This is a genomic window from Streptomyces sp. NBC_01429 (genome assembly GCF_036231945.1).
Lineage (GTDB): Bacteria > Actinomycetota > Actinomycetes > Streptomycetales > Streptomycetaceae > Streptomyces.
The window spans coordinates 1,797,497-1,811,327 of record NZ_CP109599.1 but is presented as its reverse complement, the minus strand read 5'-3'; the positions used below and the strand labels follow the sequence as shown (position 1 = coordinate 1,811,327).

At 71.4% G+C, this 13,831-nt stretch carries 11 protein-coding genes; 10 read left to right on the top strand and 1 reads right to left on the bottom strand.

Annotated features, from left to right (window positions below):
• The first annotated feature begins 118 nt into the window (after window positions 1-118).
• The 4 genes from OG627_RS07415 (at window position 119) to OG627_RS07400 (ending at window position 5,997) form a co-directional block, all read left to right on the top strand.
• The gene (locus OG627_RS07415) at window positions 119-2,017 is read left to right on the top strand and encodes an ATP-binding cassette domain-containing protein (protein ID WP_329062665.1); all 1,899 of its coding nucleotides are present in this window, start codon (window positions 119-121) and stop codon (window positions 2,015-2,017) included.
• A gap of 160 nt (window positions 2,018-2,177) precedes the next feature.
• On the top strand, window positions 2,178-3,065 hold the full coding sequence (locus OG627_RS07410; protein ID WP_329062663.1) for a FadR/GntR family transcriptional regulator: 888 nt from the start codon (window positions 2,178-2,180) through the stop codon (window positions 3,063-3,065).
• Window positions 3,066-3,405: 340 nt separating this feature from the next.
• Window positions 3,406-4,956: an RNA polymerase sigma factor gene (locus tag OG627_RS07405; protein ID WP_329062661.1), complete on the top strand. Its 1,551-nt coding sequence runs from the start codon at window positions 3,406-3,408 to the stop codon at window positions 4,954-4,956.
• Window positions 4,957-5,148: 192 nt separating this feature from the next.
• A complete protein-coding gene (locus OG627_RS07400) occupies window positions 5,149-5,997 on the top strand; it encodes a S1 family peptidase (protein WP_329062659.1) in 849 nt (282 codons plus the stop codon).
• A 133-nt stretch (window positions 5,998-6,130) separates the two neighbouring features.
• Here OG627_RS07400 and OG627_RS07395 read toward each other — a convergent pair whose 3' ends face one another.
• Entirely contained in the window at window positions 6,131-6,361 is a 231-nt protein-coding gene (locus OG627_RS07395; RefSeq protein ID WP_030350144.1) for a DUF7455 domain-containing protein, read from the bottom strand.
• 464 nt (window positions 6,362-6,825) lie between these two features.
• Between OG627_RS07395 and OG627_RS07390 the strand changes: the two genes are divergently transcribed.
• The 6 genes from OG627_RS07390 to OG627_RS07365 all read left to right on the top strand — a co-directional run bounded on the left by OG627_RS07390 (window position 6,826) and on the right by OG627_RS07365 (window position 13,817).
• Window positions 6,826-8,949, top strand: a complete 2,124-nt coding sequence (locus OG627_RS07390; protein WP_329062657.1) for a DNA gyrase/topoisomerase IV subunit B — start codon at window positions 6,826-6,828, stop codon at window positions 8,947-8,949.
• Window positions 8,950-9,114: 165 nt separating this feature from the next.
• Entirely contained in the window at window positions 9,115-9,639 is a 525-nt protein-coding gene (locus tag OG627_RS07385) for a DUF1453 domain-containing protein (protein WP_329062655.1), read from the top strand.
• A complete protein-coding gene (locus tag OG627_RS07380) occupies window positions 9,636-10,898 on the top strand; it encodes a sensor histidine kinase (protein WP_329062653.1) in 1,263 nt (420 codons plus the stop codon). Before OG627_RS07385 ends, OG627_RS07380 begins: the two co-directional genes overlap by 4 nt.
• Window positions 10,895-11,563, top strand: a complete 669-nt coding sequence (locus OG627_RS07375; RefSeq protein WP_329062652.1) for a response regulator transcription factor — start codon at window positions 10,895-10,897, stop codon at window positions 11,561-11,563. Before OG627_RS07380 ends, OG627_RS07375 begins: the two co-directional genes overlap by 4 nt.
• A 101-nt stretch (window positions 11,564-11,664) precedes the next feature.
• Window positions 11,665-12,228, top strand: a complete 564-nt coding sequence (locus OG627_RS07370; protein WP_329062650.1) for a DUF485 domain-containing protein — start codon at window positions 11,665-11,667, stop codon at window positions 12,226-12,228.
• Complete coding sequence (locus tag OG627_RS07365; protein WP_329062648.1) at window positions 12,225-13,817, top strand: solute symporter family protein; 1,593 nt, start codon at window positions 12,225-12,227, stop codon at window positions 13,815-13,817. The genes OG627_RS07370 and OG627_RS07365 overlap by 4 nt, the downstream gene beginning before the upstream one ends.
• Window positions 13,818-13,831 lie beyond the last annotated feature (14 nt).

Genomic DNA, 13,831 nt, shown 5'->3' with positions numbered 1-13,831 from the left:
CGGGGCCCCCGATCGGACACCCGGGCGACGCCTTACCTCGCAAGTCGGATATATGGCGTTATCTTGCTGCGGTACCCGCTCCGCCGCCGAGCGGTCTCACCTCCCCGCGAGAGAAGCGATGCTCCAGGCCATCGGATTGACCAGCGCCCCCCGCCGCGACCTCCCCCCGGCCGTGGACGATCTGACCTTCGAGGCCCCGCCGGGCTGTGTCACCGCACTGCTCGGCGCCCCGGGCGCGGGGAAGACCACCGCGCTGCGGCTGATGCTCGAACTCGAACCGGGGCGTGGGGTCACCTGCTTCCGGGGCCGACCGCTCCACCGCATCGCCCACCCCGCACGCGAGATCGGGGTGCTCCTCGGCGATGTGCCCGGTCACCCCGCGCGCACCGTCCGGGGGCAGCTCCGGATGCTCTGCGCCGCCGCGGGCGTACCGGCCTCGCGCGCCGACGAACTCATCGAGGTCGTCGGCCTCGGCGCGCTGCGCGACGAGGGCCTCGGCTCCCTCTCGCTGGGCATGGACCGCAGGCTGGGCCTCGCCTCCGCTCTGCTGGGCGACCCGCACACCCTTGTGCTCGACGCTCCCTCTGCCGGTCTCTCACCCCGGGAGAACAGCTGGCTGTTCGGACTGCTGCGTGCCCACGCCGGGCACGGCGGCACCGTCCTCTACACCACCAGCGACTCCAAGGAGGCCGCCAGGACCGCCGACCGTGTCGTCACCATCGACCGGGGCCGGCTCGTCGCTGACCAGGACGCGGCGTCCTTCGCCCGCACCCGGCTGCGCCCCCGCGTCGCCGTCAGGACCCCGCACGCCGCCCGTCTCGCGGACGCGCTGAACCGGGAGGCACGCGCGGGCCGCCGTTCCGTCGAGGTGGTCACACGGGAGGACGCGGGCAGTCTGCTGACCGTGTACGGCAGCAGCTGCCCGGAGATCGGTGAGACCGCCTTCCGGCACGGCGTGCTGGTCCACCAGCTCGCTGACGAGATCGGCGACGCCGGACCCGCCGCGGCCGCCCCCGTCCCGGCCCCCGTCATCCCCGGCCTCGCCGTGACCGTCCCCGCCGCCGCGACCGCCCTCGCCACCGCCCCCGGCCCCGAAGTCGAGGAAGCCGCGCGTCACCCCGAAGCCGCTCCCGGCTCCGAAGTGGTTCGCGTGCCCGGGCCCGCGTCCGCCCCCGAGGCGGGGGCCGCCCGCGCCCCGCGCGGCGGCTCCGTCCCGCTGCCGCCGCCCCTGCCGTCGCGTCCCGTCCGCAGCCCGCTCCGGCCGGTGCGTTACGAGCTGCGCCGCATGTTCGGGGTGCGCAGCGCGCCGCTGATCGTGGCCGCCGTACTCGTCGCCTCCGTGGCCCTCGCCGTCCCCCTCGCCCGTACCGGCGCCACCCCGCTGCCCGGGCTGCTGGCGGCCTGGCCCGCGATCCTGCCGCTGCCGCCCGCGGCCCTCGGCGCCGGCCTGCTCGGCGCGCTCTCCTTCGGCGACGAGTACCGCTATCCGGCGCTCGCCGGCGCGCGCGGCACGGTCCCGCGCCGCCTCGGGCTGCTCCTCGCCAAGCTGGTCGTGACGGCGGGCGCCGCCCTGCTCCTCGCTTCCCTGTCGGTGCTGGCCGACGCCGGAGCGCTGCGCCTGGCGTACGGGGCGGCGGCCGCGCCCGTGCCGGACAACTGGATCGCGCTGAGCGCCGGTTGGGCCGGGCTGGCGGTCGGCTGCGCCTGGGCCGGGCTGCTGGGCGCCGGGGTCTTCCGGATCACGATCGCCGGAATGGCCGCCGTCGTCGCCGTACCGACCCTGGTCGGCCCCCTCGTACAGAAGGCGCTCGCCGGACCGTCCGTGCGTTCGTTCGTCGGACTCCCGGACAGGCTGCGCGAGCTGACCTGGCTGGAATGGCCCCGGCAGGCGGACCACTGGCTGATGGCCACGGTCGGGCTCGTCGCCCAGCCGGTGGCCGCGGCGCTCGCGTTGTCACTGTCGGTCCTGCTCTGCGCGTATCTGCTCACCGGCCTTCGCCGGAGGGCCCGTTGGTGACCACGGAACGACCGGACCGTGCCGCGGTGTCCGCAACTCCCCCGATAACGCCCGCTTCTTTCCGATAAGGCGTCAATCGAGGGGCGGGCGCCGATCACCCTTTCGTGTGCTTTTCACCAAAGACCTCAAGGGCGGTGGAATCAACGCCGACAAAGGATGCGTGAGTACCCTTGCGCACACCATGATGACCGCCGCCCGCTCCGTCGAGTCCGGCCTCGCCGACCCGGGTGGACTCGACCGTTACCCGTACGCGGAGGCGCCCAGCGCCGATCGCGTGCCCGCCCCCGTCTGGGACAGCGCCGATACCGATCTGGGCCGGGTGGGCCGCCGCACGACCGGCAGCCGCGGCCGCGGGCTGCACGGCCAACTCGTCCAGCAGCTCGGTCAGATGATCGTCTCCGGCGACCTGGGCGCCGACCGCCCGCTCGTTCCCGAGGAGATCGGCCAGCGCTTCGAGGTCTCCCGCACGGTGGTGCGGGAGTCGCTGCGCGTTCTCGAGGCCAAGGGGCTCGTGAGCGCCAGGCCCAATGTCGGTACCCGCGTCCGTCCGGTGAGCGACTGGAACCTGCTGGACCCCGACATCATCGAATGGCGCGCCTTCGGACCGCAGCGCGACGACCAGCGCCGTGAGCTGAGCGAGCTGCGCTGGACGATCGAGCCCCTCGCCGCGCGGCTGGCCTCCGGCCACGGCCGGACGGATGTCCAGCAGCGCCTTTCCGAGATGGTGGGGATCATGGGCCACGCGCTCGCCCAGGGTGACTCGATCACCTTCGCGCGCGCCGACGCCGAATATCACTCCCTGCTGATCCAGCTCGCGGGCAACCGGATGCTCGAACACCTCTCGGGCATCGTCTCGGCCGCCCTCCAGGTCTCGGGCGGCCCGATCACCGGATGCGACCGTCCGACCGAGATCTCGGTCGGTCATCACGCGCGGATCGTCGACGCGCTGGGTACCGGCGACGGCGCCGCAGCGGAGTCGGCCATGCGTCAGTTGCTGATGGTCCAGCCGGAGGTGGAGCGCGTCGTTCCGGCGCCGCGCGAGCACTGAGCACGTTTCCCGGGCCGGGGCGCACGGGGAGGTACGCGTCGTGTGTCGCCGGGCCCCGGGGTCCGGCGACGCGAGGGTGAGCCTTAAATCCCGCTTCTGGTCACTTGTCGCGATTGGGGTGTGACTCGGGCCACGTGGATTGGGCGTAACACTCCTGGAGACAGTGCGATGACCTAAGAGGTGACTGCCGAGGAAGGAATACGTACGCCACGCCGTGGCGCTGTATTCAGCTCCGAGGCGCAAGCCCGCGCCGTCGGCACATCCCCAGCCGACGGTCGTCGGCTCCGGCCCGATCGTGGGCGGGGCCGGAAGCCGTTTCCATCGTTCCGAGAGGTTGTTCGTGTCGGCCAGCACATCCCGTACGCTCCCGCCGGAGATCGCCGAGTCCGAGTCTGTGATGGCGCTCATCGAGCGGGGAAAGGCTGATGGGCAGATCGCCGGCGATGACGTGCGTCGCGCCTTCGAGGCCGACCAGATTCCGCCAACCCAGTGGAAGAACGTTCTGCGCAGCCTCAACCAGATCCTCGAGGAAGAGGGTGTGACGCTGATGGTCAGTGCCGCGGAGTCGCCGAAGCGCACCCGCAAGAGCGTCGCAGCGAAGAGCCCGGTCAAGCGCACCGCCACCAAGACCGTCGCGGCCAAGACGACCACGACGACCAGGACCGTCGCGGCCGCCGGCGCCGCCCCGGCGGCACAGAGCGCGGACGCGGGGGCCGACGAGTCCCTCGCCCCCGCCAAGAAGGCCGCCGCGAAGAAGACCGTCGCCAAGAAGGCCACGGTCAAGAAGACGGCCGCCAAGAAGACGACCGCGAAGAAGACCGCGGGCAAGAAGGACGCCGACGAGGTCGACGGCGAGGAGCCGACCGAGGAGATCCAGGCCGGCAAGGGCGAGGAGGAGGAGACCGAGGGCGAGAACAAGGGCTTCGTCCTCTCCGACGACGACGAGGACGACGCGCCCGCGCAGCAGGTCGCCGTCGCCGGTGCCACCGCCGACCCGGTCAAGGACTACCTCAAGCAGATCGGCAAGGTCCCGCTCCTCAACGCCGAGCAGGAGGTCGAACTCGCCAAGCGCATCGAGGCCGGTCTCTTCGCCGAGGACAAGCTCGCCAACTCCGACAAGCTGGCCCCCAAGCTCAAGCGCGAGCTGGAGATCATCGCCGAGGACGGCCGCCGCGCCAAGAACCACCTGCTGGAGGCCAACCTCCGACTGGTGGTCTCGCTGGCCAAGCGCTACACCGGCCGCGGCATGCTCTTCCTGGACCTGATCCAGGAGGGCAACCTCGGTCTGATCCGCGCGGTCGAGAAGTTCGACTACACCAAGGGCTACAAGTTCTCCACGTACGCCACCTGGTGGATCCGTCAGGCGATCACCCGCGCCATGGCCGACCAGGCCCGCACCATCCGTATCCCGGTGCACATGGTCGAGGTCATCAACAAGCTCGCGCGCGTGCAGCGCCAGATGCTCCAGGACCTGGGCCGCGAGCCCACCCCGGAGGAGCTGGCCAAGGAACTCGACATGACCCCCGAGAAGGTCATCGAGGTCCAGAAGTACGGCCGCGAGCCGATCTCGCTGCACACTCCGCTGGGCGAGGACGGCGACAGCGAGTTCGGAGACCTCATCGAGGACTCCGAGGCGGTCGTGCCCGCCGACGCGGTGAGCTTCACGCTCCTCCAGGAGCAGCTGCACTCGGTGCTCGACACCCTCTCCGAGCGTGAGGCGGGCGTGGTCTCCATGCGCTTCGGTCTCACCGACGGCCAGCCCAAGACGCTGGACGAGATCGGCAAGGTCTACGGCGTGACGCGTGAGCGCATCCGTCAGATCGAGTCCAAGACGATGTCGAAGCTGCGCCACCCGTCCCGTTCGCAGGTGCTGCGCGACTACCTCGACTAGGCGGTCGAGCCGCTCGGCTGACGCGCGCCCCCTCGCACCGGTCCGGCCGGTGCGAGGGGGCGCGCGCGAGCATTGACGAAGACCCGGATGCCTCCAGGCTCCGGGTCTTCGCGTTTGTGCGCCGCTGTGCGGGGCCGAACAGGTTGAATGACTCTGGGTAGGTCATTGTTCACCGGAGAGTCAGGATTCTGTATGCGTCGTTCCCTTGCCCGAGTGCTGTCCGGCGGGCTGGCCGTGATCGCGGCCGGCGCCGTGCTGCCGCTCGCGACGGCCGGTCCCGCTTCCGCCGACCGGGTGGTCATCGGCGGCCGGCCCGTGAAGTCGGCCGACAGCCCCTGGGTGGTCGCGCTGTCGAGCCGTGACCGGTTCGGCACGTCCCGGGCGGGCCAGTTCTGCGGGGGCGTGGTGGTGGCACCGAGAAAAGTGCTGACCGCGGCCCACTGCATGGGTGAGGACGCCCTCGGGGGACCCGCGAGCGAGGTGCGGGACCTGCGGGTCATCGTGGGCCGTGAGCGGCTGCGTGGCAGCGGCGGGCGGGAGGTGTCCGTACGGTCCGTACAGGTGGACCCGGGGTACGCGCCGAGCGGTGACGGTCCGGATCTGGCCGTACTCACCCTGGCGAACGCGCTGCCCGGGGGGTATGTGATCCAGCCGGCGGAGCCCGGCGACCCGGCCTCCGCGCCAGGTGCCGCGGCGGCGGTCTACGGCTGGGGCGACACGTCGGGCGACGGCCAGTACGCCATGGCGCTGCGCTCGGCGGCCGTGACGGTGCTGCCGGACCAGGACTGCTCCCGGGCCTACCCGGGGGGCTCCGGGGACCGCTACGAGGCCGCCACGATGCTCTGCGCGGGCGATCCGGCGGGCGGGCACGACGCGTGCCAGGGCGACAGCGGGGGGCCGCTGGTGGCCCAGGGGCGACTCATCGGCCTGGTCTCCTGGGGGAGCGGCTGCGGGCGCTCCGACAGCCCTGGGGTCTACACGCGGGTGACCACGGGGCTGCGCCTGGTCGCCGAGGCGTCCGGAGCGCGCGTGGGGAGCTGAGCCCCAGGCGGCATCGGCGCCTGCGGGCCGGATCCACAGTGACGAGAACGGGCGGCCACCCCGTGGTGCTGGGTTGGTCGCCCGTCGGCCGGTCGCGAGGACCGCCCCTTGGCTCGTCGTGGATGCGAGGTGTCTAGTGTTCCTCTTCACCGCCGCCGGCCGGTACGGCCGTCAGTCGGTCGGTCTCATCCTGTATTTCCGCGGCGATCTTCTTGAGTTCCGGCTCGAACTTGCGACCGTGGTGGGCGCAGAAGAGCAGTTCACCACCGCTGGACAGGAGGACGCGCAGATATGCCTGGGCGCCGCACCGGTCGCAGCGGTCAGCCGCGGTCAGCGGGCTCGCGGGGGTCAGAACAGTAGTCACGTCGCCTCTTCTCTAGCTCGACGAGCTGTCGTACCAGGGTCAACATCCAACCAGGCCGAAAACGTTCCCGCTCGCGGCTTTTCCTCGAAAGTTTCTTCCGTGGCGGCCGGGTGCCGACGGTTGGCGGCGAATGAGCCGTATTGCTTCGCTGGGCTTCGCTCTACGGGTTTCGCGTTTCTTGACGTCGCTTGCGTTGCTTGTCGGGGGTGCCCTCGCCCGGCTGGCTTGCCGGTTGTTGATGAGGACGTGCCCGGAGCCTAAATGGTTCATGCCTGGAAGGGAACGTGATGTGTGCTTCACTCCAACGAAGGATCGAACACCTATGCGACCTTGGACTAGCATGAGAAAAGGGCGAGGGTGGCGTGACAACGGCTCTACCAGGCATCTGTACCCTCTGACCGGTGACAGACGCCGGGCCTTTACCCCACGGGGCCACATCTCAAATTCAGCGAGGAGCGAACCGCGTGACCGCCGATACGTCCGTGCCGTCCACAGCGCTGCTGACAGCAGACCGTGACGGCTCCAACTACACCGCGCGGCACCTGCTCGTCCTTGAGGGGCTCGAAGCGGTCCGCAAGCGCCCCGGAATGTACATCGGCTCGACCGACAGCCGCGGTCTGATGCACTGCCTCTGGGAGATCATCGACAACTCCGTCGACGAGGCCCTGGGCGGCCACTGCGACCACATCGACGTGACCCTCCACGAGGACGGCTCGGTCGAGGTCAAGGACAACGGCCGGGGCATCCCCGTCGACGTCGAGCCCAAGACCGGCCTCTCGGGTGTCGAGGTCGTGATGACCAAGCTGCACGCCGGCGGAAAGTTCGGCGGCGGCTCGTACGCCGCTTCGGGCGGTCTGCACGGCGTGGGCGCCTCCGTCGTCAACGCGCTCTCCGCCCGGCTGGACGTCGAGGTGGACCGCAACAGCTCCACCCACGCGATCAGCTTCCGGCGCGGTGTCCCCGGAATGTTCACCGAGCAGGGCCCCGACAGCCCCTTCGACCCGGCGAACGGACTGCGCAAGGCCAAGCGGGTGCCGAAGACCCGCACCGGCACCCGGGTGCGCTACTGGGCCGACCGGCAGATCTTCCTCAAGGACGCCAGGCTCTCCCTGGAGACGCTCCACCAGCGCGCCCGCCAGACCGCCTTCCTGGTCCCCGGACTGACCATCGTCGTCCGGGACGAGCGGGCCGCCGCCGAGAACGAGGGCGGCCCGGCCCCGGAGACCTTCCGCTTCGACGGCGGCATCAGCGAGTTCTGCGAGTACCTGGCGCAGGACAAGGCGGTCTGCGACGTGCTGCGCCTCACCGGGCAGGGCACCTTCAAGGAGACCGTGCCGGTCCTCGACGACCGGGGCCACATGACTCCCACCGAGGTCACCCGCGAGCTGGGCGTCGATGTCGCCATGCGCTGGGGCACCGGGTACGACACGACGGTCAGGTCGTTCGTGAACATCATCGCCACCCCCAAGGGCGGCACGCATGTGAGCGGCTTCGAACGGTCCCTGACCAAGACGGTCAACGAGGTGCTGCGCTCGGCGAAGATGCTGCGCGTCGCCGAGGACGACGTCGTCAAGGACGACGCCCTGGAGGGCCTCACCGCCGTGGTCACGGTGCGGCTCGCCGAGCCGCAGTTCGAGGGCCAGACCAAGGAGGTCCTCGGCACCTCGGCGGCCAACCGGATCGTCGCCAATGTCATCGCCAAGGAACTCAAGGCGTTCCTGACATCGACGAAGCGCGACGCCAAGGCGCAGGCCCGCGCCGTGCTGGAGAAGGCCGTCGCCGCCGCCCGTACCCGGATCGCGGCCCGTCAGCACAAGGACGCCCAGCGCAGGAAGACGGCGCTGGAGTCCTCCTCGCTGCCCGCCAAGCTCGCCGACTGCCGCAGCGACGACGTGGAGCGCAGCGAGCTGTTCATCGTGGAGGGCGACTCCGCGCTCGGTACGGCCAAGCTCGCCCGCAACAGTGAGTTCCAGGCGCTGCTCCCGATCCGCGGCAAGATCCTCAACGTTCAGAAGGCATCCGTCTCGGACATGCTCAAGAACGCCGAGTGCGGCGCGATCATCCAGGTCATAGGGGCGGGCTCGGGCCGGACCTTCGACATCGACGCGGCCCGTTACGGCAAGATCGTGCTCCTGGTCGACGCCGATGTCGACGGTGCCCACATCCGCATCCTGCTGCTCACGCTCTTCCAGCGCTACATGCGGCCGATGGTGGAGGCGGGCCGGGTCTTCGCGGCCGTGCCGCCGCTGCACCGCATCGAGCTGGTCCAGCCCAAGAAGGGCCAGGACAAGTACGTGTACACGTACTCGGACAACGAGCTGCGCCGCACGCTGCTGGAGTACCAGCGCAAGAACATCCGCTTCAAGGACTCCATCCAGCGCTACAAGGGGCTCGGTGAGATGGACGCCGACCAGCTCGCGGAGACCACGATGGACCCGCGTTTCCGCACCCTGCGGCGCATCAACATCGGTGACCTGGAGTCGTCCGAGCAGATCTTCGACCTGCTGATGGGCAACGAGGTGGCGCCGCGCAAGGAGTTCATCACCAGCTCGGCGGCGACGCTCGACCGCTCGCGCATCGACGCCTGAGCACCCCCCGCGCGGCACCCCCAGCGCGGCACCTCTGTAGGAAGCGGCCTCCACCCACGGGTGGAGGCCGTTCTTCCACCCGCGTTCCACCCGCGCTCCGATGCCCCGGGCCGGGTCGTCTCCGTAACGTCGAAGTCGTTGTACTTCCCGTCCCCGGAGGCTCCCATGTCACTTGTCAACCTGTTGGCGATCGTCGCGGTCGTCGCCCTGGTCGTGGCCCGTCAGTTCAAGGCCCAGCAGATCAGGACCGGCGGGCGGAAGTGGCTGGTGGTGCCCGTCGTCCTGGCGGTCATGGCCCTGCGCGAGCCCCGGCTCCTCGACCCTGACCACGCGACGGTGGCGGCGCTGCTGATCGGCGTCGAACTGGTGGTGGGTGTGCTCATGGGCGTGGGCTGGGCCCTGACCAGCCGTATCCGGACCGGGCCGGACGGCACGGTGTGGTCCAAGGGCACCCGGGCGACCGCGGCGGTCTGGGGCGTGGGCATCGCGGCCCGGCTCGGGCTGATGGGCCTCGGCGTGCTGCTGGGCGTCCACCAGGGCACCGGGGCGCTGCTCCTCGCGCTCGCCGCCACCCTGCTGGTCCGCGGCGGTCTGCTGGCCCAGCGGGCCCGCGCGCTCCAGCCCTCGAACGGACCGGCCGCGTCGTACGGTGACCACATGGCCACCGCGCCGTGGAAGGACCGCGTGTGACGCCCCGGCCCTGGACCGCCTGGCCCGCACGGGAAGCCCTCGCCCGTGCGGGCCTGACCGATGCCAGAAGGCGGCTGGCCCGGCTGGTACGGCTGCTGGTGGGCGGCGCGCTGCTGTGGTCCACCTTCAGCCAGCGCCAGGTCTCCGGCTGGGGCGCGGTCGCGGCGATGGCCGGGATCCTCGCGGTCGGATTCTGTGCCTGGGGTTTCTACCGCGCCACCCTGGAGCACCGGCTGTGGCCCTCGGTGGGGCTGCTCGTCCTGCTGCTGAGCGCGGCCTTCGCGGCGGATCGGACCGGGTTCGGGGTCGCCGCCGTCGTGCTGTGGTGCGGCTGCGCCGTCACCTGCATCCAGCGGCTGCCGCTGGTCGCCGCGCTGCCCACCGCGCTCACCGCGTTCACCGGGTACACGATCCTGACCGGCGAAGGACTGTTCTCCACGCTGATCACCACGGGCGGGCTCTTCCTCGGCGGCTACGCCCTGCGGCTGGACGCCGAGGCGCGCGGTAACGCCCACCGGCTGCTGGTCCAGGAGCGCGCCGCCCGTGCGGCGGAGGCGGAGACGGCCGCCCTCGCCGAACGGGCCAGGATCGCCCGTGACATCCACGATGTGCTGGCGCACAGCCTCTCCGCGCAGCTCGTCCATCTGGAGGCGGCGCGGCTGCGGATCGAGCAGGAACCGCACGGACCCTTCCGCGACCAGATCCTGGAGCGCGTCGTCGCCGCGCGCTCCATGGCGCGCGAGGGGCTCGCCGAGACCCGTCAGGCGCTGTCGGCGCTGCGTGGCGAGATGGCGCCGCTGGGGGACTACCTCCGGGAGCTGGCCGCGACGGACGGCGCCGAGGTCGTGGTCGAGGGCGCCCCGAGGCCGCTGCGCGCGGAGGTGTCCCAGGCGGTGCGCAGGGTGGCGCAGGAGGCGCTCACCAACGTACGCAAACACGCCCCCGGCGCCCGGGTCTCGATCCTGTTCAGCTACGGCGCCGACGACGTGACCCTGGTCGTACGGGACTCCGGGGGCCGGCGGAAGGGCCCGGCCGGGCTGCCGGCGTCCGGCTCCGGGTACGGTCTGCTCGGGATGAGGGAGCGCGCCGAGCTGCTCGGCGGCACTCTGGAGACCGGTCCCGCCGGTCCCGTCGCTGCTGCCGATTCCGCCGACTCCGCCGGACCGCGTGGTTCCGGAGGGCCGTGCGCGCCCGGGGATACCGGCGCCCCGGCCCCTGACGAGAAGGGTTTCAGCGTGCGTCTGCGAGTGCCGGCATGACGGCCAGGGTGATCGTGGCCGACGACCAGTCCGTGGTGCGCGAGGGCATCGTGATGCTGCTCGGGCTGCTGCCGGACATCGAGGTGGTCGGCGCGGCCGGGGACGGCGAGGAAGCCGTCGCCCTGGTCGCCGAACTCGATCCCGATGTCGTCCTCATGGATCTGCGGATGCCGCGCTGCGACGGCGTGGAGGCCACCCGCCGGATCCGCCGCGACCACCCCGGTACACAGGTCGTGGTGCTCACCACGTACGCCGACGACGACTCGCTGTTCGCCGCGCTCCAGGCCGGAGCGCGCGGCTATCTCACCAAGGACGCGCGGGGCGAGGAGATCGTCCGGGCCGTCGAGGACGTCCTGGCCGGGCAGGCCGGTCTCGCCCCCTCCGTACAGCGCAGGCTGCTGGAGCGGGTCACCGCCCCGCCGCCCGCCGCGCCCGCGGCGGAGCTGCCCGACGGGCTCACCGCGCGGGAGGCCGAGGTGCTCGCCCTGGTCGCCGAGGGGCTGTCCAACAAGGAGATCGCCCAGCGGCTGCACATCGGGGCGGCCACCGTGAAGACCCACATCAACAACCTTTTCGCCAAGACCGGGGTGCGCGACCGGGCCCAGGCTGTCCGGTACGCCTATCAGCGCGGTCTGATCCAGCCTCCCGGGACACCCATCACCTGATGGGATGAAATCTGGGGCGAAAAGGAGCCAGTGGCGCGCCGCCTCCACCCATCCTTCTTGCTACGCGGCCGAAACGGTCCGCCGACAAGGAGAGTTGACCGGTGGAGAAGCAGGAAGGGCGGGCCGCCGAGGCGGTACGGCTCGACGACCCGTGGTACGACGCGCTGGCCTCGGACTGGGGCGATCCCGGCGGTACGGGCGGTTCGGACGGTACGGGCGGTACGGATGTGCCCCCGGCGGCTTCCGGCTCCGCTTCCCGGCCCGCCGGGGGCGCGGCGTGCGACATCTACCGGGAGGTGCAGCGCAGCGCCGCCTTCCAGGAGGTGCGCGGCCGTTACCGGAGGTTCGTCGTGCCCGCCTCGATCGCTTTCCTCGTCTGGTATTTGGCGTATGTCGTGGCGGCGACGACGGCGCCCGGGCTGATGGCCCGGCCGGTGGCGGGCGCGGTGAACGTGGCGATGGTGGCCGGTCTCGGCCAGTTCCTCTCGACCTTCCTGCTGACCTGGGCGTACGCGCGCCATGCCCGGCTGTACCGGGACCGCGCGGCGCTCGAACTGCGCTGGGTCGTGTTCGACCAGGAGCGCGTCCAGGAGCGTGTCCAGGAACAGGCCCACCAGCAGGCCCACCAGCAGGCCCATCAGCAGGCCGAGGGGGCCGCCCGATGAGCGGCGACCACCAGACGCTGGCGCTGGTCCTGTTCAGCGCGTTCGTCGCGGTCACGCTGGGCATCACCACCTGGGTGAGCCGTGGCCGGCGCGGTTCCGCCGAGGAGTTCTACGCGGGCGGCCGGCTGTTCTCCCCGATGGAGAACGGTTTCGCCATCGCCGGTGACTACATGTCCGCCGCCTCGTTCCTCGGGATCTCGGGCCTGATCGCCCTCTTCGGCTACGACGGGATGCTCTACTCGGTCGGCTTCCTCGTCGCCTGGCTGGTCGTGCTCCTCCTCGTCGCCGAACTCGTCCGCAACTGCGGCCGGTTCACCCTCGCCGACGTGGTCGCGGCCCGGATGCGCGAGCGGCCCGTCCGGATCGCCGCCGGGACCTCCTCGGTCACCGTCTCGGTGCTCTATCTGGTCGCGCAGATGGTCGGCGCGGGCAGCCTGGTCGCGCTGCTGCTCGGCTCCACGAGCGCGGCGGCGCGCACCTGGACCGTGATCGGCGTCGGCGCCCTCATGGTCGTCTATGTCTCGCTCGGCGGGATGCGCGCCACCACCTGGATCCAGATCGTCAAAGCCGTCCTGCTGATGGCCGGAGCGGTCACGCTGACCGTGCTCGTCCTGGTCCGCTTCCACGGCGACGTCAACGCCCTGCTCAACACCGCCGTCGCGCACAGCGGCCACGGCGAGGAGTTCCTCGCCCCCGGGCTGAAGTACGGCGGTGACTGGACCGCGCGCTTCGACTTCATCAGCCTCGGACTGGCCCTGGTCCTGGGCACGGCGGGGCTGCCGCACATCCTGTCGCGCTTCTACACCGTGCCGACCGCCCGTGCGGCCCGCCGCTCGGTCGTCTGGTCGATCGGGCTCATCGGCGGCTTCTACCTGATGACGATCGTGCTCGGGTTCGGCGCGGCGGCGCTGGTCGGCTCGGACGCGGTACGGGCGTCCAACCCGGCCGGGAACACCGCTGTGCCGCTGCTCGCCCTGGACCTCGGCGGCGGGGCCGGATCGACCGGCGGCACGGTGCTGTTCGCGGTGGTCGCCGCGATCGCCTTCGCCACCATCCTCGCCGTCGTCGCGGGCATCACGCTCGCCTCCTCCGCCTCCGTCGCCCACGATCTGTACGCCTCGCTGAGGCGGGCGCGCGGCGAGCCGCGCGGCGAGGTCGCCGTGGCGCGGACGGCGGCGGCCGGAATCGGCGCGGTGGCCATCGGGCTCAGCCTGCTGGCCCAGGAGCTGAACGTCGCCTTCCTGGTCGGCCTCGCCTTCGCGGTCGCCGCCTCCGCCAATCTCCCCGTCCTGCTCTACTCGCTGTTCTGGCGCGGCTTCACCACGCGCGGCGCGGTCTGGTCCGTGTACGGCGGGCTGGTCCCGGCGCTGTTGCTGGTGGTGGTCTCGCCCGTGGTCTCCGGGAGCCCCGAGGCGCTCTTTCCCGGGCTCGACTTCCATCTCTTCCCGCTCCAGAACCCAGGGCTGGTCTCCATTCCGCTCGGCTTCCTCGCGGGCTGGATCGGTACGGTCACCTCCCACGAGGAACCCGACGAGGCGAAGCACGCGCAGGCCGAGGTCAGGTCGCTGACCGGCGCGGGGGCGGTCTGAGCGGTCCGGCGGGC

Bases quoted from the DNA above. Each gene is read 5' to 3' on its own strand.
- OG627_RS07400 (WP_329062659.1), top strand. From the start codon at position 5,149: ATGCGTCGTTCCCTTGCCCGAGTGCTGTCCGGCGGGCTGGCCGTGATC.
- OG627_RS07385 (WP_329062655.1), top strand. From the start codon at position 9,115: ATGTCACTTGTCAACCTGTTGGCGATCGTCGCGGTCGTCGCCCTGGTC.
- OG627_RS07375 (WP_329062652.1), top strand. From the start codon at position 10,895: ATGACGGCCAGGGTGATCGTGGCCGACGACCAGTCCGTGGTGCGCGAG.
- OG627_RS07365 (WP_329062648.1), top strand. From the start codon at position 12,225: ATGAGCGGCGACCACCAGACGCTGGCGCTGGTCCTGTTCAGCGCGTTC.
- OG627_RS07415 (WP_329062665.1), top strand. From the start codon at position 119: ATGCTCCAGGCCATCGGATTGACCAGCGCCCCCCGCCGCGACCTCCCC.